This window comes from Nocardia sp. NPDC051787 (assembly GCF_040681325.1).
In the GTDB taxonomy this organism is placed as follows: Bacteria; Actinomycetota; Actinomycetes; order Mycobacteriales; family Mycobacteriaceae; genus Nocardia.
Window position 1 is genome coordinate 214,351 of the sequence record NZ_JBFAYO010000005.1, and the last position, 20,943, is coordinate 235,293.

General features: G+C 70.0%; 1 protein-coding gene (only partly in view). It reads left to right on the forward strand.

All coding sequences use genetic code 11. From position 1 onward, the window contains the following. On the forward strand, positions 1–20,939 hold the end of the coding sequence (locus tag AB0M45_RS07600; protein WP_364323991.1) for a non-ribosomal peptide synthase/polyketide synthase. 23,023 nt of this gene lie to the left of the window's left edge; the window shows 20,939 of its 43,962 coding nt (coding positions 23,024–43,962); the start codon falls outside the window, past its left edge; its stop codon occupies positions 20,937–20,939. Positions 20,940–20,943: the final 4 nt, after the last annotated feature.

Genomic DNA, 20,943 nt, shown 5'->3' on the forward strand with positions numbered 1-20,943 from the left:
CCGCGGCGGATGCCGCTGCCGCGCGGTGTGCTTCGCTCCGGTTGGTGTTCGCCTCCGGTGAAGCGCTGCCGCCGAAGCCCGCGCACCGGTTGCGTGAGCTGACCGGTGCCGCGCTGCACAACCTGTACGGTCCGACCGAAGCCGCGGTCGACGTCACCTTCCACGAGGTGGTGGATACCGACACCGACACGGTTCCGATCGGCGCGCCGGTGTTCAACACTCAGGTCTACGTGCTGGATGCGCGGCTGCGTCCGGTTCCGGTGGGTGTCGCGGGTGAGCTGTACCTCGCGGGTACCCAGCTCGCGCGCGGTTACGTCGCGCGGCCGGACCTGACCGGTGACCGGTTCGTCGCCAACCCGTACGGACAGCCCGGTGCGCGGATGTACCGCACCGGTGACCTGGTGGCCTGGACCGAGCACGGTGAGCTGGAATACCTGGGCCGCACCGACTTCCAGGTGAAGCTGCGGGGGCTGCGCATCGAGCTCGGCGAGATCGAGTCCGCGCTGGCCGGACTGGACGAGGTCGCGCAGGCGGTCGTGGTGGTGCGCTCCGACGCGCACACAGGCGATCAGCTCGTCGCGTACGTCATCGCGGCGCCGGACGCCCAGCTGGACACGGATCTGGTCCGCGAAGACCTCTCCCGTCAATTGCCCGCGTACATGGTGCCGTCGCTGGTGATCGTGCTCGACGAGTTCCCGCTCAACGCCTCCGGCAAGCTGGACCGCAAGGCACTGCCCGCGCCGGTCTTCGAGGCCGCGGTCTTCCGGGCCCCGACCACGCCGGTCGAGGAGATCGTCGCCGCCACCTTCGCCGACGTGCTCGGCCTGGAGCGAGTCGGCCTGGACGACGACTTCTTCGCCCTCGGCGGCAACTCGCTGTCCGCCACCCAGGTCGCTGCCCGGCTGTCCGCCGCGCTGGACACCGACCTCGGCGTCCGTGAACTGTTCGAGGCACCCACGGTGGTCGCGCTCGCGGCCCGCGCGGAGACCAAGGCGGGCGCTGGCGCACGGGCGGCGCTGGCGCCGCAACAGCGGCCCGAGCTGGTCCCGCTGTCGCTGGCGCAGCAGCGCATGTGGTTCCTCAACCGTTTCGATCCCGATTCGGCGGTCGACAACATCCCGGCCGCGGTGCGGCTGTCCGGTCTACTGGACCGGCAGGCGTTGCAGATCGCGGTCGCCGACGTGCTGGCCCGCCACGAATCGCTGCGCACGTTCTACCCCGAGGTGGACGGCACCGCGCACCAGCAGACCGTGCCCACCGCCAAGGTCATCCCCGACCTCTCCCCGGTCGATGTCACCGAAGCCGAACTGCCGCAGGCGCTTTCGCAGCTGGTGGGCACCGCGTTCGACGTGACCGCCGAGGTGCCCTTCCGCGCCAGGCTGTTCGAGATCAGCCCGACCGAGCACGTGCTCGCGCTCGTGGTGCACCACATCTCGGCCGACGGCTTCTCCATGGGTCCGCTCACCCGTGACGTGATGACCGCCTACGGCGCCCGCGTCGACGGCGGCGAGCCCGCCTGGCGTCCGCTGGAGGTGCAGTACGCGGACTTCGCGCTGTGGCAGCGTCAGGTGCTCGGCGCCGAGGACGATCCGAATTCGGTGATCGCCCAGCAGATCTCGTTCTGGTCGGACACCCTGCGCGGACTGCCCGAGCAGCTGGATCTGCCCGCCGACCGGCCGCGCCCGGCGGTCGCCTCCGGCCGCGGCGCCACACACACGTTCGAGATCGACGCCGAAACCCACGCCCACCTCACCGAACTCGCCCGCACCAAGGGTGCGACGCTGTTCATGGTCGCGCACACCGCGTTGGCCGTCCTGCTGTCCAGGCTGTCTCGCGAGGACGACATCGCCATCGGCACCCCGGTCGCCGGGCGCGGCGAGCGCGCGCTCGACGACCTGATCGGCATGTTCGTCAACACCCTGGTGTTGCGGACGCCGATCGAGAGCGACGCGACGTTCACCGAGCTGCTGCGCTCGGTGCGCGCCACCGATATCGCGGCCTTCGGACACGCGGACCTGCCGTTCGAGCGGCTGGTGGAGATCCTGAACCCGGCGCGGTCGCAGGCGCGGCATCCGCTGTTCCAGGTGATGCTGTCGTTCCAGAACACCGGCCAGAACACCCTGGAGCTGCCCGGTCTGACGGTGAGCGGTGTCGATCTGCCGATCGACGTCGCCAAGTTCGACCTGCAATTGGTGCTCTCCGAGCGCGGCTCCGCGCCCGCCGGAGCGACCAACGGCACAGGTCCGGCCCCCGCCGGCATCACCGCCGAGCTGATCTACGCCACCGATCTGTTCGATCCTGCCACCATGGTGGAGTTCGGGCGGCGCTTCGACCGGCTGCTGAAGGCCGTCGCCGCCGAACCGGATCTGCCGATCGGCGATATCGCGCTGCTGGACGAGCACGAGGCCGAGCAGGCGCTGCGCGGCTGGAACGACACCACCCGCAACCTCGGCCCGGTGGGCACGCTGGTCGAGGAGTTCGCCGCGCAGGCCGAGGCCACACCGGATGCGATCGCCGTTGTCGACCCGGCCACCGGAAAGTCGCTTACCTACGCCGAATTCGGCTCCCAGGTCCGGCGCTTGGCGCGTCGACTCGTCGAGTCGGGCGTCGGCCCCGAGACGCTGGTCGCGCTGGGTATGCGCCGATCGGTCGATCTGGTCGTCGCGGCCTACGCGGTGCACGCCGCCGGTGGCGGCTACGTGCCGCTGGATCTGGACCAGCCCGACGAGCGCGTGCACTACGTGCTGGATTCGGCCGACCCGATCTGCGTGCTGACCACCGCGCGCGACGCATTCGACGGCACGGGCCGCGTCACGCTGCGCGTCGACGAGCTGGACCTGTCCGGGTACTCGGACGCGCCGATCACCGACGCCGAGCGCACCGCGCCGCTGCGGCCGCAGCACCCGGCGTACGTGATCTTCACCTCCGGCTCCACCGGCCGCCCGAAGGGTGTCGCGGTGCCGCACGTCGCGGTCGTCAACCAGATCCGGTGGATCACCGGCGAATACGGCATCGGCGCGGACGACGTCGTGCTGTTCAAGACCCCCGCGACCTTCGACGTCTCGGTGTGGGAGCTGTTCGGCCCGCTGAGCACCGGCGGCCGCATCGTCGTGGCGAGTCCGGACGGGCACCGCGACCCGCAGTACCTCGCCGAGGTGATCGCGGCCGAGCAGGTCACCATGACCTCGTTCGTGCCGTCCATGCTGACCGTCTTCGCCGGCGGCATCGACCCGGCCGACGCGGACGCGCTCGCCTCGCTGCGGACCCTGTTCGTCGCCGGTGAGGCGTTCACCGCGGACGCGGTCGTCGCCATCCGGCGGGTGAGCGACGCCGCGCTGTACAACCTGTACGGCCCGACCGAGTTCACCGTGCACGCCACGCACGGCCCGGTCGCCGACCGGGTCGAGGGAGCGGTCCCGATCGGCCTGCCGGTGTGGAACGCGCAGGCGTATGTGCTGGACGCGCGCCTGCATCCGGTGCCGCCGAATGTCGCGGGCGAGCTGTACCTCGCCGGCGACCAGCTGGCCCGCGGCTACTCCGGCCGCGCCGACCTGACCGCGGATCGCTTCGTGGCCAACCCGTTCGGCGCGCCGGGCGCGCGGATGTACCGCACCGGTGACCTGGTCAGCCGGGATGCCACCGGCTCCATCGAGTACTTGGGCCGCACCGACTTCCAGGTGAAGCTGCGCGGTCTGCGCATCGAGCTCGGCGAGATCGAAACCGCGCTCACCGCACACGAATCGGTCGCGCAGTCGGTCGCGCTGGTGCGATCCGAAGCGCACACCGGTGACCAATTGGTCGGGTACGTGGTGCCCGCGAACGGCGCGACGGTGGACGTCGGGGCGCTGCGTGCGCACCTGTCCGCGCAGCTGCCGTCCTACATGGTGCCCGCCGCGATCGTGGTGCTCGACGCCATGCCGCTGAACCCCAACGGCAAGCTGGACCGGCGCGCGCTGCCCGAACCGGCCTTCGAGGCGCGGGAATTCCGCGCGCCGTCCACCCCGGTCGAGGAGATCGTGGCCGACACCTTCGCCGAGGTGCTCGGCTTGGCGGACGCCGAACGCGCGGTCGGCTTGGACGACGACTTCTTCGATCTGGGCGGCAACTCGCTGATCGCCACCCAGGTGGTTGCCAGGCTCGGCGCGGCGCTGGACACCAGGATCCCGGTCCGTGTGCTGTTCGAGGCTCCCACCGTGGCCGCGCTGGCCGCGCGGGTGGAGGCGCACCAGGGCAGCGGTCGCCGCCGCGAGCTCGTCGCGGGTCCGCGCCCGTCCCGGATTCCGCTGTCGCTGGCGCAGCAGCGGATGTGGTTCCTGAACCGGTTCGACAACCAGACCGCGGTGAACAACATCCCGCTCGCGGTCCGGCTCACCGGAACCCTGGACACCGACGCGCTGCGCCAGGCCGTCGCCGACGTGGTCGACCGGCACGAGGTGCTGCGCACCGTCTACCCGGAGACCGCCGACGGTCAAGGCGTGCAGGTCGTGCTGCCCGCCGGGCAGAGCACCCTCGATCTCACCCCCGTCGAGGTGTCCGAGGACGAGATCCAGGAGCGGATCAGCGACCTGGTGCTGACCGGCTTCGACGTCACCACCGAGGTCCCGGTGCGGGCGCGGCTGTTCCGCATCGCGGGCTCGATGGACGGCTCGCAGCCCGACACGCACGTACTGGTGTTCGTGGTGCACCACATCTCCGGCGACGGTTGGTCGGTGCGGCCGCTGGCCCGCGACGTGATGGTGGCCTACTCGGCACGCTCCCGCGGCGAGGCGCCCAGCTGGGCTCCGCTGCCGGTGCAGTACGCCGACTACGCGCTGTGGCAGCGCGAAACGCTCGGCTCCGAGAGCGATCAGGGCTCGCTGATCGCCCAGCAGGTCGCGTTCTGGTCGCGCAATCTGGCCGGTCTGCCCGAGCAGCTGGATCTGCCGTCCGATCGGTCGCGTCCGGCCGTGGCGTCCAACCGCGGTGGCGTGTACGAGTTCTCGCTCGACGCGCGGCTCATGCGTGAGCTGAACGCGCTGGCCCGCGCGAACGGCGCCAGCCTGTTCATGGTGGTGCACGCGGCGTTCGCCGCGCTGCTGGCCCGGCTGTCCGGCAGCGACGACATCGCCATCGGCACCGCGGTAGCCGGCCGCGGCGAGGCAGTGCTCGACGACGCCATCGGCATGTTCGTCAACACGCTGGTGCTGCGCAGCGCCGTCGATCCCGCGGAACCGTTCACCGAATTGGCGCAGCGCACCAAAGACACCGATCTCGCGGCGTTCGCGCACGCGGACCTGCCGTTCGAGCGGCTGGTGGAGATCATGAACCCGGCGCGGTCGCAGGCGCGGCATCCGCTGTTCCAGGTGATGCTGTCGTTCCAGAACACCGGCGAGGCCGTGTTCGAACTGCCCGGGCTCGACGTGGCCGGTGTGCCGCTGGACGTGGTGACCGCCAAGTTCGACCTGCACCTCAACCTCGCGGACCGGTTCGACGCCGACGGCGCGGCCGACGGCATGACCGCCGAATTCGCTTACGCGACCGACATGTTCGACGTCGATACCATCGCGGGCGTCGCGCAGCGCTTGGTGCGCATGCTGACCGCGGTCGCCGAGGATGCGTCCGTGGTCATCGGGGACGTCGAGCTGCTCGACAGTGTCGAGCGCGCCGACGTCGTCGAGCGGTGGAACGCCACCGCGCACCCGGTCGACCCGGCCGCCACGCTGGTTTCGATGTTCGCCGCACAGGTCGAGCGGACCCCCGACGCGCCGGCAGTGACGTTCGAGGGGACAAGTCTCTCCTATGCCGAATTCGCCGCCAGGGTGAACCGCCTGGCGCGCCACCTGATCGCGCTGGGCGTCGGACCGGACGCGATGGTCGCGCTCGGTATGCGCCGCTCGATCGATCTGGTGGTCGGCATGTACGCGGTGAGCGTCGCCGGTGGCGCGTATGTGCCGCTGGACCCGGATCATCCGGCCGATCGCACCCGGTACGTGCTGGACACCGCCCGTCCGGTGTGCGTGCTGACCACCTCGCGCGACGGGTTCGACGCAGGGACGACCCCGGCGATCGAAATCGACGTGGTGTCGCTGACCGACTACTCGGACGCGCCGGTCACCGACGCAGACCGTCGTGCGCCGCTGCGTCCGTCGAACATCGCGTACGTGATCTTCACCTCCGGTTCGACCGGCCGCCCGAAGGGTGTGGCGGTCTCGCACGCGGCGATCGTCAACCGCCTGGTGTGGATGCAGGACGAGTACGACTTGGACGGCACCGACGTGGTGCTGCAGAAGACCCCGGCCACCTTCGACGTGTCGGTGTGGGAGTTCTTCTGGCCCTTGCAGATCGGTGCGCGACTGGTCGTCGCGAAGCCGGACGGCCACCGCGACCCGGCCTACCTCGTGCAGGTCATCACCGCCGAGCACGTCACCACGGCGCACTTCGTGCCCTCGATGCTCTCGGTCTTCGTCGCTGTGCTGGATGCGACGGCCGCTGAGGAACGCGCTGACGAATGCACCAGCCTGCGCAACGTCTTCGCCTCCGGTGAGGCCCTGCCCGCGGCCACCGCGCAGCGGATGCAGGAGCTCACCGGCGCCCGGTTGCACAACCTGTACGGCCCGACCGAGGCCGCGGTGGATGTCACCTTCCACGAGGTGACCGAGGACGACGTGGTGTCGGTGCCGATCGGTGCTCCGGTGTTCAACACGCAGGTGTATGTGTTGGATTCGCGGTTGCATCCGGTGGCTGTTGGTGTTGCGGGTGAGTTGTATCTCGCGGGGGTGCAACTGGCTCGTGGTTACGTCGCCCGCCCTGACCTGACTGCGGATCGTTTCGTGGCCGATCCGTTCGGTGCGCCGGGTGAGCGGATGTACCGCACCGGTGACCTGGTCACGTGGACAGCCAAGGGTGAACTGGAATACCTGGGCCGCACCGACTTCCAGGTGAAGCTGCGCGGTCTGCGTATCGAGCTCGGCGAGATCGAGTCGGCGCTCACGGCGCTGGATTCGATCGTGCAAGCGGTGGTCGTGGTGCGCTCGGACGAGCGGCTCGGCGACCAGCTGGTGGCGTACGTCATCGCGGCCGCGGGCCGTTCGGTGGACATCGACGCCGTGCGCGCGGAACTCGGCGGCGAGCTGCCCGCGTACATGGTGCCCTCGGCGTTCGTGGTGCTGGACGCGTTCCCGCTGAACGCCTCCGGCAAGCTGGACCGCAAGGCGCTGCCCGCGCCGGTGTTCGAGGCCAAGGTGTTCCGCGCGCCGTCCACTCCGATCGAGGAGATCGTCGCGGGCACCTTCGGTGACGTGCTCGGCGTCGCGCGGGTCGGCCTGGACGACGACTTCTTCGAGCTCGGCGGCAACTCGCTGCTGGCCACCCAGGTGACCGCGCGGCTGGGTGCCGCGCTGGACACCCGCCTGGCGGTGCGCGACCTGTTCGAGGCGTCCACCGTGGTGGCCCTGGCCACCCGGGTCGAGCGCAACGCCGGATCCGGCCGCAACCGGCCGAGCCTGGAGGCGGGGGAGCGCCCGGCGCGTATCCCGCTCTCGCCCGCGCAGCAGCGGTACTGGTTCCTCAACCAGTTCGACACGGCCACCTCGGCGGTGGACAACATCCCGCTCGCCGTCCGGCTGTCCGGCACGCTCGACTTGACCGCGCTGGAGCAGGCCATCAGCGACGTGTTCGCCCGCCACGAGGTGCTGCGCACCACCTATCCGCGCTCGGCGGAGGGGCCGCACCAGGTGATCCGTCCCGCGGCGCAGTCCGCGGTGGCGCTCACCCCGATCGAGGTCGCCGAGGAGGATCTGCTCGGCACCGTCATCGGCTTCGCGCTGACCACCTTCGACGTCACCGTGGAGGTGCCGTTGGCGGTGGCGCTGTTCCGTATCATCCCGGGTGGGAGTAGGGCGGAATCGGATACAGCCGACCATGTGCTGGCGTTCACGGTGCACCATGTCGCGGCCGACGGCTCGTCGATGGGTCCGCTGGCGCGCGACGTGATGGCCGCGTACGTGGCCCGCGTGCAGGGCGAGGCGCCGCAGTGGCAGCCGCTGCCGGTGCAGTACGCCGACTACGCGCTGTGGCAGCGTTCGGTGCTCGGGTCCGAGGACGATCCGGAATCGCTGGCCGCGCAGCAGGTGGCGTACTGGAAGACGGCGCTGGCCGACCTGCCGGATCAGCTGGAGCTGCCCGCCGACCGGCCACGCCCGCCCGCGCAGTCGTTCCAGGGCAAGGCGATTCGCTTCGAGATCGACCCGCGACGGCACGCCCGCCTGCACGAGCTGGCGCGCGCGCACAACGCGTCGCTGTTCATGGTGGTGCACGCGGCGCTGGCGGTCCTGCTGTCTCGGTTGTCCGGCACCGACGACATCGCGGTGGGCACCCCGATCGCGGGTCGCGGCGAACGCGAACTCGACGACCTGATCGGCATGTTCGTCAACACCCTGGTCTTCCGCACCCGGGTGCAGCCCGCCGAACGCTTCGCCGATCTGCTCGGCGACGTCAAGGAACGCGACCTGGAGGCGTTCGCCAACGCTGATGTGCCGTTCGAGCGCCTGGTCGAGGTGCTCAACCCGGTGCGTTCGACCGCGCGCAACCCGCTGTTCCAGGTGGGCCTGTCGTTCCAGAACCTGGCCGAGACCACCTTCGAGCTGCCCGGGCTCACGGTGAATCCGGTCAACTTCGACTCTCAGCTGGCCAAGACCGACCTGCACGTCACGCTGTACGACCGGTACGCCGAGGACGGCACCCCTGCCGAGGTCATCACCGAATTCGGTTACGCCACCGACCTGTTCGACGAGAACACGGTGCAGGGCTTCGCCGACCGTTTCCTGCGGGTGCTGGACGCCGTGCTGGCCGACGCCACGGTGCGGGTGGGCGAGATCAACCTGCTCGCGCCGCAGGAGAGCGAGCGCATCCTCACCGCGTGGAACGAGACCGAGCACGCGGTCGATACGAGCGCCACGCTGGTGTCCTTGCTGGACGCCACGGTGGCCGCGACGCCGCGGGCGGTGGCGCTGGTCGCCGACGAGCCGACCGGTCAGCAGGAGCTGACCTACGCCGAGCTGGACGCGCGGGTCAACCGCATGGCGCGGTACCTGATCGGCCGCGGCGTCGGCCCGGAGGATCGGATCGGGCTGGCGATCCGCCGCAGCAGCGATCTCGTGGTCGCCATGTACGCGATCGCGAAATCCGGTGCGGCGTACGTGCCGATCGATCCCGATCAGCCCGTGGAGCGGACCAAGTACGTCCTGGAGATCTCTCAGCCTGTGTGCGTGCTGACCACCGGACGCGACGGCTTCCGCACGTCCGTGGCCGACATCGTGCAGATCGACGCCCTCGACCTCGCCGAGTACGCGGACACCCCGGTGACCGCCGCGGAGCGGGGCGGCGCGCTGGTCCCGGCGAACACCGCGTACGTGATCTTCACGTCCGGTTCTACCGGTCAGCCGAAGGGCGTCGCGGTCCCGCACGCCGCGATCGCCAACCAGTTGCAATGGAAGACGAGCGTTTTCGGGCTCGGCGCGGATGACGCGGTGCTGCTGAAGACCGCGGCGACGTTCGACCTCTCGGTGTGGGAGTTCTGGTCGGCCGCGGCATCCGGTGGCCGCCTGGTGATCTCGTCCGCCGATGGGCACCGCGACCCGGCGTACCTGAACGAACTGATAGGTGCCACCGGCGTCACCACCCTGCACGCGGTGCCGTCCATGCTGGACGCGTTGCTCACCGAATCCGGTGGCCGCCTGGCGACGTCGCTGCGGCGGGTGCTGGCCATCGGTGAGGCCCTGCCCGCCTCGACCGCCCAGCGGTTGCGGCACAACAACTTCGCGGAACTGCACAATCTCTACGGTCCGACCGAGGCGGCGGTGTCGATCACCAGCCACCTGGTCACCGATGCCGACCAGGCAGCGGTGTCGATCGGCGCGCCCGAGTGGAACAGCCGGGTCTACGTGCTCGACTCCCGCCTGCGGCCGGTGCCGGTCGGCGTCTCGGGTGAGCTGTACCTGGCGGGCGCGCAGCTGGCGCGCGGCTACTTCGGCCGTCCCGAACTGACCGCGGACCGGTTCGTCGCCGATCCGTTCGGCGCGCCCGGCACGCGGATGTACCGCACCGGCGACCTGGTGGCGTGGAACGCCGGCGGCGAGCTGGATTACCGGGGCCGCACCGACTTCCAGGTGAAGATCCGTGGTTTCCGTATCGAGCTCGGCGAGATCGAGGCCGCGCTGCTGCGGCAGGCCACGGTGAGCGCGGCCGCCGTCGTCGCGCACCACGATCCGAGCATCGGCGACCGCCTCGTGGCCTACGTGGTGCCCCGGACGACGGATGCGCTGGACAAGCGTGCCCTGCAATCCGCGCTGTCGGCCGAGCTGCCGTCGTACATGGTGCCGTCGGTGCTGATCGAGCTGGACGCGTTGCCGCTCAACGCGAACGGCAAGCTGGACCGCAAGGCGCTGCCGCGCCCCACCTTCGAAAAGGCGGTGTTTCGCGCTCCGGTCACGCCGATCGAGCAGATCGTGGCGAACACCTTCGCCGAGGTACTGCGGATCTCCGATCGCGAAGGGGCCCCCGGCGGGCAGGAGCGTAGCGACCGGGGGAACAGCGCAGGCAAGCGGCTCGGCTTGGATGACGACTTCTTCGCCTGGGGCGGCAACTCGCTGCTGGCCACGCAGGTCGCCGCCCGCCTCGGCGAGGCGCTCGACACCCGGGTGCCGGTGCGCCTGCTGTTCGAGGCCTCCACCGTCGCCGCGCTGGCGGTGCGCGTGGAGCAGCACGCCGACCTGGGCGGTCGCCGAGCGCTGACCGCGGGACCGCGGCCGGAGCACATTCCGCTGTCGCTGGCGCAGCAGCGCATGTGGTTCCTCAACCGGTTCGATACCCAGTCGGCGGCCTACAACGTGCCTATCGCGGTGCGGTTGTCCGGCTCGCTGGACGTGGCCGCGCTGCGTGCCGCGATCGCCGACCTGGTGAGCAGGCACGAGATCCTGCGCACCGTCTACCCGCAGACCGATTCGGGTCCGGTCCAGGTCATCCTGCCGCCCGCGCAAGCGGTGCCGCGGCTGGAGGTGCGGGTGGTCGCGCCCGACCAGATCGAATCCGCCGTGGTGGCGCTGACCTCGACGATCTTCGACGTCACCACCGAGGTGCCGGTGAAGGTCGCGCTGTTCCAGATCGCCGATGGCGCGCAGGCCGCGCCGGACGGCTCGGTGGACTACGTCCTGGCCATGGTCGTGCACCACATCTCCGGTGACGGCTCCTCGGTCGGCCCGCTGACCAGGGACCTGATGATCGCCTACGCCGCGCGGTCGGCGGGCGAGGCGCCGAACTGGGCGCCGCTCGCGGTGCAGTACGCGGATTACAGCATTTGGCAGCGTGAGCTGCTCGGCAGTGAGGACGATGCGGATTCGCTGGCGTCCAAGCAGGTCGCTTACTGGAAGCAGGCGCTGGCCGACCTGCCCGACCAGCTGGACCTGCCGTCGGACCGGCCGCGTCCGGCGGTGCAGTCGTTCGCCGGTGGCAAGGTCGAGCTGCGGGTGGACGCCTCGACTCATCAGGCGTTGATCGAGCTGGCGCGTGCGGAGGGCGCGACGCTGTTCATGGTCGTACATACCGCGTTGGCGGTGTTGCTGGCTCGGTTGTCCGGCACTGACGACATCGCGATCGGCACGCCGATGGCGGGTCGTGGTGAAGCGGTGCTGGACGATCTGATCGGCATGTTCGTCAACACCCTGGTCTTCCGGACCCGGGTGGATCCGAACGAGGCGTTCACCGATCTGCTGGCCCGTCAGCGTGAGACCGACATCCAGGCATTCGCCAACGCGGATGTGCCGTTCGAGCGCCTGGTCGAGGTACTCAACCCGGTCCGCTCGACTGCCAGGCATCCGCTGTTCCAGGTCGGCTTGTCGTTCCAGAACCTCGCCCAGGCCGCGCTGGAACTGCCCGGCCTGAGTGTGTCCGGGCTGGATATCGACACCGAGCTGTCGCAGTTCGATCTGCACCTGATCGCGACCGACCGCTACAACGACGCGGGCGAGCCGGAAGGCATCACCGGGTTCTTCACCTACGCCACCGACCTGTTCGACCGGGATACGGTGCAGGGCTTCGTCGACCGGTTCGCGCGTTTGCTCGGCGAGATCATCGCCGCGCCGCGCACTCCGGTGGGTGACCTCGAACTGCTCGGCACTGTTGAGCGGACCCAGCTGATCTCCGGGCGCAACGCGACAGAGCAGATGGTGGACACCTCCGCCACGCTGGTATCGCTGCTGGACGCCACGGTCGCGGCCGGGCCGAACGAAGTCGCGCTCGTCACCGACGAGGGCGAGTCGATCACCTACGGCGCGCTCGACCGGCGGGTGAATCATCTTGCGCGGCATCTGATTTCGCTCGGTGTCGGCCCGGAGTCGCGGGTGGCGCTCGCGTTGCGCCGTTCGGTCGATCTGGTCGTGGCCATGTATGCCGTGGCCAAGTCGGGCGGCGCGTACGTGCCGGTGGATCCGGATCAGGCTGCCGAGCGCACGAGCTACATTCTCGAGACGGCGGCACCGGTGTGTGTGCTGTCGAATGCCGACGCCGAGTTCGTCACCGATGTCGCGCCGGTGGTGTGGGTCGATGAACTGGATCTCGGGGCGCTCGACGCGTCGCCGGTCAGCGATGCCGACCGTGTCGCGCCACTGCGTCCGGAGAACACGGCGTATGTGATCTTCACGTCCGGTTCTACCGGTCGGCCGAAGGGTGTCGCGGTGCCGCACGGTGCGATCGCCAACCAATTGCAGTGGAAGAACATCGAGTTCGGTCTCGATGCCGCCGACGCGATTCTGTTGAAGACTGCGGCGACGTTCGATCTGTCGGTGTGGGAGTTCTGGTCGGCCGCGGTGTGCGGTGGTCGCCTGGTCATCGCCTCGCCCGACGGTCATCGGGATCCGGCGTACTTGAACGAGTTGATGGCGCGAGAGTGGGTGACCACGCTGCACGTGGTGCCGTCGATGCTCGACGCTTTGTTGACGGCGGGGATGCCGAATTCGTTGTGGCGGGTGTTGGCGATCGGTGAAGCTCTGCCGGGTTCGGTGGCGCAGCGGTTGCTGCGGGAGTATCCGCGTACTGAGCTGTTCAACCTGTACGGTCCGACCGAGGCGGCGGTGTCGATCACCAGCCACCGGGTCACCCTGGCCGACGAGACGTCGGTGTCGATCGGTGCGCCGGAGTGGAACAGCCAGGTTTATGTCCTGGATTCCCGGTTGCGGCCGGTCCCGGACGGTGTTTCCGGTGAGCTGTATCTCGCGGGCGCACAGCTGGCGCGGGGTTACTTCGGTCGCGCCGACCTGACCGCGGACCGGTTCGTGGCCAACCCCTTCCAGCCTGGCGGGCGGATGTATCGCACTGGTGACCTGGTCGCGTGGAACACCAATGGTGAACTCGAGTACCGGGGGCGTACGGACTTCCAGGTGAAGATTCGTGGTTTCCGTATCGAGTTGGGTGAGATCGAAGCTGCTTTGTTGGCGTTGCCGCAGGTCGCGCAGACGGCGGTGATCGCGAAGTCCGATCCCAAGACCGGTGATCGTTTGGTCGCCTACCTGGTAGCTGCCGACGCCGATGCGGGTGTCGATGTGGCGCGGGTGAAGTCCGCGCTGACCGCTGGTCTGCCGTCATACATGGTGCCGTCGGCGTTCGTGGTGCTGGATGCTTTGCCGTTGAACGTCAACGGCAAGCTGGACCGTAAGGCGTTGCCGGAGCCGGAGTTCGAGGTTCAGGCGTTCCGTGCCCCCTCGACTCCGATCGAGGAGATCGTGGCCTCGGTATACGCCGACGTGCTGGGCATCGAGCGTGCGGGTGCCGACGACGACTTCTTCGCCCTCGGCGGTAATTCGCTGTTGGCGACGCAGGTCGCGGCGCGGATCGGCGCGGCTTTGGATGCTCGTGTCCCTGTGCGCGTGCTGTTCGAAGCCTCCACCGTCGCCGGTCTGGCCGCGAAGGTCGAGCAGCATGCGGGCGCTGGTGGGCGTCGCGCGTTGGTGGCCGGTCCGCGCCCGGAGCGGGTTCCGTTGTCGCTGGCGCAGCAGCGGATGTGGTTCCTCAACCAGTTCGACACCGCATCAGCGGTGAACAACATCCCCGTGGCCGTGCGCCTGACCGGAGACCTGGACGTCGCCGCGCTGCAGTCGGCCGTCGCGGACGTGATCGCCAGGCACGAGACCCTGCGCACGATCTACCCCGAGCAGGGTGGCACGGCGCATCAGGTGATCGTGCCCGCCGAGCGGGCCGTGCCGGACCTGACGCCGGAAGCGATTGCGCCCGAGGACATCCGGCATCGGATCGTCGAGGTGGTCTCCGCCGGATTCGACGTGACCACCGAGATTCCGTTGCGGGCCAAGCTGTTCCGCGTCGCGGACACCGAGTATGTCCTCGTGTTCGTCGCGCACCACATCAGCGCGGACGGCTGGTCGATGGGCCCGCTGACCCGCGACGTGATGCTGGCCTACGCCGCTCGCTCGGCCGGGGTGGAACCGGGCTGGTCGCCGCTGCCGGTGCAGTATGCCGACTTCAGCCTCTGGCAGCGCGACGTGCTCGGCTCCGAGACCGACCCGGAGAGCCTGATCTCGCAGCAGGCCGAATACTGGCGCGCCGCGCTGGCCGGTCTGCCCGACGAACTCAACCTGCCGTCGGACCGGCCACGCCCGACCACGCAGTCGTTCGCCGGCGGGCGCGTGGTGTTCCCGATCGAGGGCGAGCTGCACCGCATGCTCACCGAGATCGCCAGGGAGCAGAATGCGACGCTGTTCATGGTCGTGCACGCCGCGCTCGCGCTGTTCCTCGCCAGGATGTCCGGCACCGACGACATCGCCATCGGCACCCCCATCGCGGGCCGCGGCGAAGCCGAACTCGACGACGTGATCGGCATGTTCGTCAACACCCTGGTGCTGCGCTCGCACGTGGACGGCGACCTGACCTTCGGCCAGTTCCTGGCCCGGACCAAGGACGCCGACCTGCGGGCGTTCGCGCACGCGGACCTGCCGTTCGAGCGGCTGGTGGAGCTGCTCAACCCCGAGCGTTCCACCGCACGGCACCCGCTGTTCCAGGTGGCGCTGTCGTTCGAGAACCTGCCCGAGAGCAGCTTCGAGCTGCCCGGACTGCACGTCGGCGCGGTCGATTTCGACGTCGACACGGCCAAGTTCGATCTCTCGCTGACCATCCGCGAAGCGGGGGAGAACCCCGACGACGCGGGCATGTACGCGGAGTTCTCCTTCGCGCGCGACCTGTTCGACGACGAGACCGTGCGGGTGTTCGCCGAGCGTTTCACCAGGCTGCTCACCGCGATCGTCGCCGACCGGGAAACCCCGATCGGTGACCTGCCGCTGCTCGACTCCGCCGAGTACCACCTGCTCACGCACGTGCACGGCGAGGATGTCATGGCCACCGGCCTGCTGCCCGACCTGCTCCAGCGCGGCGCGCGACTGGATCCGGAGCAGATCGCGGTGCGCTACCAGGGCCGCTCGATCACCTACCGCGAGCTGGACGAGTACTCCTCGCGCCTGGCTCGGGTGCTCATCGCGCGCGGTGTGGGACCGGAGCGCATCGTGGCGCTGTCGTTCCCGCGTTCCTACGAGATGGTCGCCGCGTTCTGGGCGGTGGCGAAGGCCGGCGGCGCGCACGTGCCGATCGACCCGACCTACCCCGAAGACCGCATGCGGCACATGGTCGACGACTCCGGCGCGGTCATCGGTATCACCGCGAGCGAGTACGTGGACCAGCTGCCGCGCGAGGTCGAATGGCTGCGGATGGACGATCCGGAGTTCGGTGCGGTCGTGGAGAGCCAGTCCGCCGCGCCGGTCACCGACGCCGACCGGACCTCCTCGCTGGCGATGCGGCACCCGGTGTACGTCATCTACACCTCGGGTTCGACCGGTATGCCCAAGGGCGTCACCGTGACCCACGCGGGCATGGGCGGCCTGGTCGGCGTCGCGACCGATCTGTACCAGCTCGAGTCGCACCACCGGTTCCTGCACATCTGCTCGCCCAGCTTCGACCCGTCGGTGCTGGAATGGCTGTGTGCCGCCTACACCGGCGCCACGCTGGTGGTCGTGCCGTCGACCATCATCGGCGGCCCGGATCTGGCCGAGTTGCTGCGCACCGAGCGGGTGACGCACACGATCATCACCCCGGCGGTGCTGGGCACGGTCGACCCCGAAGGCATGGAGGCGCTCGAGGTGGCCTCCGTCGGCGGTGACGTCACCACGCCGGAACTGCTCGCCAAGTGGTGGCCGGGCCGGAAGTACTTCAACGCCTACGGTCCGACCGAGACGACGATCATCTCGTCGTACGCCTCCCTCACCCCCGGCAGGCACATCACCATCGGCCGCCCGGTGCGGGGTATGTCGGCCCTGGTGCTGGACAACCGCCTCAACCCGGTTCCGCCGGGCGTCGCGGGTGAGCTGTACCTGTCCGGTGGCGCGCTGGCGCGTGGCTACCACAACCGCCCCGACCTCACCGCGGAACGGTTCGTCGCCAACCCGTGGAGCGACGAGGGCGCGCGGATGTACCGCACCGGTGACGTGGTGCGCTGGTACGCCGAACCCGGTGCGCGGGCGGGCAACGCCGCGCTGCCGTCGGTGCGCTGGGAGCTGGACTACGTCGGCCGCTCGGACTTCCAGGTGAAGATCCGCGGCTTCCGTATCGAACTGGGCGAGATCGACACCGTGCTCGGCAGGCACGAAGACGTCGAGTACGCGATCACGCTCGGCCGCCAGACGGCGGCGGGCGCGACGATTCTGGTGTCCTATGTGCTGGCCACGCCGGGTCGCGAGATCGACACGGCGCGGCTGACCGAGTACGCCTCGCGCAGTCTGCCGCCGCACATGGTGCCGACGGCGATCGTGGTGATCGACGAGATCCCGCTGACCCCGGTCGGCAAGCTGGATCGCAAGGCGCTGCCGGAACCGGAGCTGGCCCCGCGCGAGTTCCGCGCGCCGGCAGGCGAGGTCGAATCCGTCATCGCCGAGGTGTTCGCCGAAGTGCTCGGTGTCGAGCAGATCGGTTTGGACGACTCGTTCTTCGCGCTCGGCGGCGACAGCATTCTGTCCATCCAGCTGGTCTCCCGGGCCAAGGCGCGCGGTGTGCTGTTCACCCCGCGTGACGTGTTCGAGCGGCGCAGCGTGGCCTCGCTGGCGGAGGTCGCCACGTTCGGCGTGGGCACCGAGCAGGCGCGGCTGGAGGAACTGCCGGGCGGCGGTGTCGGTGAGATCCCGCTGACCCCGATCATGCGGCAGATTCTCGGGAGCGGCTCGTCCTACCAGCGGTTCTCGCAGACCATGGCGCTGCGGCTGCCCGACGGCATCGACCGGGAGACCCTGGTCGGCACCATCGCGGCGGTCTTCGACCACCACGACGTGCTCCGGTCGCGGTTGCGCCGCACCGGCGCGGACTGGACGTTCGAGGCGCTGCCGAAGGGCGCGGTCGACGTCGACGCCTTGGTGCGGCGGGTCGACCTGGCCGCCGACGCCGACGACGCGGAGCTGGCGCGGGTCGCCACCGAGGCGCTGGACACGGCGATGGGCGGGCTCGATCCGGCGAATGCCGCTATGGCGCAGTTCGTTTGGTTCGCCTTCTCGGCGGGAGCGACGGGCCCGGAGGAGGCAGCGCGCGTAACCACGGAGGGACCCGCGGACGCCGACGGTGGACACCGTCAGCGGCGCGATGTGCTGCTGATCGTCGCGCACCACTTCGTGGTCGACGGCGTGTCCTGGCGCATCCTGATCCCGGACTTCGCGGTGGCCTGGTCACAGCTGGTCGCGGGTCAGCCGGTCGCGCTGCCTGCCAATGGCACCTCGATGCGGCGCTGGGCGCACAGCCTGGTCGAGGCGGCGCGCGCGCCGGAACGGGTCGCGGAACTGCCGTTCTGGCAGCAGGTTTCGGCCACGCCGGATCCGTTGCTCGGCTCCCGGCCGTTCGACCCGGCCGTCGATACGTTCGCGACCGTCGAGCGGGTCGAGGTCACGGTGCCCGCCGAGGTCACCGACGCGGTGCTCACCGCGATCCCCGGCCTCTACCGCGGCGGCGTGAACGACGGCCTGCTGTCGGCGCTGGCCATGGCGGTCGCCCGCTGGCGCGGTGAGGGTTCGGCGGGAGCGACGGGCCCGGAGAAGGCAGCCGGCGTAACCACGCAGGGCCCCGCGGACGCCGCCATCGAGCACAGCGCGGTGCTGATCAAGCTGGAAGGCCACGGCCGCGAAGAGGACGTGGTGCCCGGTGCGGACCTGTCCCGCACGGTCGGCTGGTTCACCTCCGCCTACCCGGTCCGGCTCGACGTGGCCGGTGCCGACCTCGCCGACGCCTTCGCCGGCGGCGCCGCACTGGGCGAGGTGGTGAAGTCGGTCAAGGAGCAGTTGCTCGCGGTGCCCGACAAGGGCATCGGCTACGGCCTGCTGCGGCAGCTGAATCCGGAGACCGCGCCGAGCCTCGGCTCGTCGGGCCAGATCAGCTTCAACTACCTGGGCCGGATGTCGGCCGGGGAGATCCCCGAACAGCTCGCCGAGATCGGCTGGGTGCCGGTGGCCGACCTCGGGCAGCTGGATGTCGACATGGACCTCGACATGCCCGCCAACGCGACGATCGACATCAACGCGATCGTCACCGAGGGGGCCGACGGCCCGCAGCTGAGCGCGTCGTTCGCCTTCCCTGCGGGTCTGCTGACCGCCGACCGGGTCCAGGAGTTCGCCGATCTCTGGGTCGAGGCGCTCACCGCGCTGGCCACGCACGCGCGGCGACCGGACGCGGGCGGCTTCACCCCGTCGGACATGCCGCTGGTACGGGTGGGGCAGCACGACCTCGAGCTGTGGGAAGGGACCTACCCGGCGCTGACCGAGGTGTGGCCGCTCTCGCCGCTGCAGTCGGGTCTGCTGTTCCACGCGCTGATGACCCAGTCCACCGTGGACGTGTACACCATGCAGGCCGTGGTGGACCTGGGCGGCACGCTGGACGTGGCGCGGCTGCGGGCGGCGGCCCAGGGCATCATCGACCGGTACCCGAACCTGCGCACCGCGTTCGTCACCGACTCCGACGGCCAGGCCGTGCAGGTGGTGCTGGAGCGGGTCGAAGCCCCGTGGCGCGAGGTGGATCTCACCGAGCTGCCCGCCGAGCAGCGGACCGCGGAACTGAAGCGTCAGGTCGCGGTGGAGCGGGCCACGCACTTCGATATGGCCACCCCGCCGCTGATGCGGTTCACCCTGTTCCGCAGCGACGCCGAGCAGTGGCACCTGGCCATCACCACCCACCACATCCTGCTGGACGGCTGGTCCATGCCGCTGCTCATGCGGGACCTGCTGGTGCTGTACGCGGTGCGCGGCGATCAGACCGCGCTGCCGCGGGTGGCCTCCTACCGCAACTTCCTCGGCTGGCTGGCCGGGCGCGACCGGGACGCTTCGCTGCGGGCCTGGGCGACGGCGCTGGACGGCGTCACCGAGCCCACCCAGCTCGCACCGCAGGCCCGGGGCGCGGAGGACTACGAGATCGGCACGCTGACCACCGAGTTCGACGCCGACCGTGCCCGCGGGATCACCAAGCACGCCGCCGAACTCGGCGTCACAGTGAACACGCTGGTGCAGGCGGCGTGGGGCATCCTGCTCGGACGTCTCACCGGCCGCGGTGACGTGGTGTTCGGCGCGACGGTGTCCGGCCGTCCCGCCGATCTGCCCGGCGTCGAGTCGATGGTGGGTCTGTTCATCAACACGCTGCCGGTGCGGCTGCGCATCGATGACCGCCAGACCATCGGCAAGCTGCTGGAACGGCTGCAACGCGAACAGGCCGACCTGCTCGAGCACCACTACGTGGGCCTCACCGAGATCCAGCGGGTGGCGGGCACCGGGTCGCTGTTCGACACGTTGATGGTGTTCGAGTCGTATCCGATGGACAAGGAAGCGATTTCGGCCGCCAGCTCGATCGACGGCATGTCGGTGACCGGTGTCGGCGTCAACGACGCCACGCACTACCCGATGACGCTGCTGGTGATGGCGGAGTCCACCATCGAGCTGACCCTGCGGTACCTGAGCAGCCGGTTCACCGCCGACGAGGTCCAGATCCTGGCCCAGCGCCTGGTCCGGGTGCTGGATGCGCTGCTCGGTGACCCGGACGCCCTGGTCGGCGACATCGACATCCTGGACGCGGACGAACGGGCCCGGCTGCTGGTCGAATCCGGCGTCGCGGCGACGTCTTCCGCGCCGGAGCCGGTCGGCCGGGTCGGCGCGCACACGGTGGCCAAGGTGCTCGCCGAGGTCGTCGAGGAGGACCCGGAGGCGCCCGCGCTGCTGGCCGGGGACGACGAGGTCGCCTACCACGTGCTGGATCGGCGTTCCTCGCAGCTGGCCAGGTTGCTCATCGATCGCGGTGCCGGACCGGGCGACGTCGTCGCGGTGGCGCTGCCGCGCTCGGTGGACGCGGTCGTCGCGGCGTGGGCGGTGCAGAAGGCCGGTGCGGCCTGCCTGTTCGCGGGCGACCTCACACCGGAGCAGCTGGCCGCCGCGGGCACCGGATTCGGGATCACCCGGCAACCGGTGTCCGACAGCGACATCCGGTGGATGGCCCTCGACGACCCACAGGTGCGCCAGGACCTCGCCGAGGCCCCGTCGCACCCCGTGTCCTACGCCGACCGAGTACGCCCGCTCGGCGAAGAGCACCCGGCGTTCGTTGTCAGCACGGCAAGCGAGGTCGTCACCCTGTCCCAGTCCGAGGCGCTGGCCCGGGCCGAACAGGTACGCGAGGAGTACGAGCTCACCTACGAGTCGACCACGTACACCACCGCCACCTCCGGCCACCCGGCCGCGCTGGAGTTCCTGGCCTCCGCTACCGCGGGCGCCCTCTCGGTGCTCCCGACCGGCGACCTGGCGGCGGACCTCGCCGAAGCGGAGGTCACCCACTGGTTCGTCGCACCGGGCGACCAGACGGACGCGGCGGACGACGCGATCACGATCGTGATCACGGAGTAGGGGC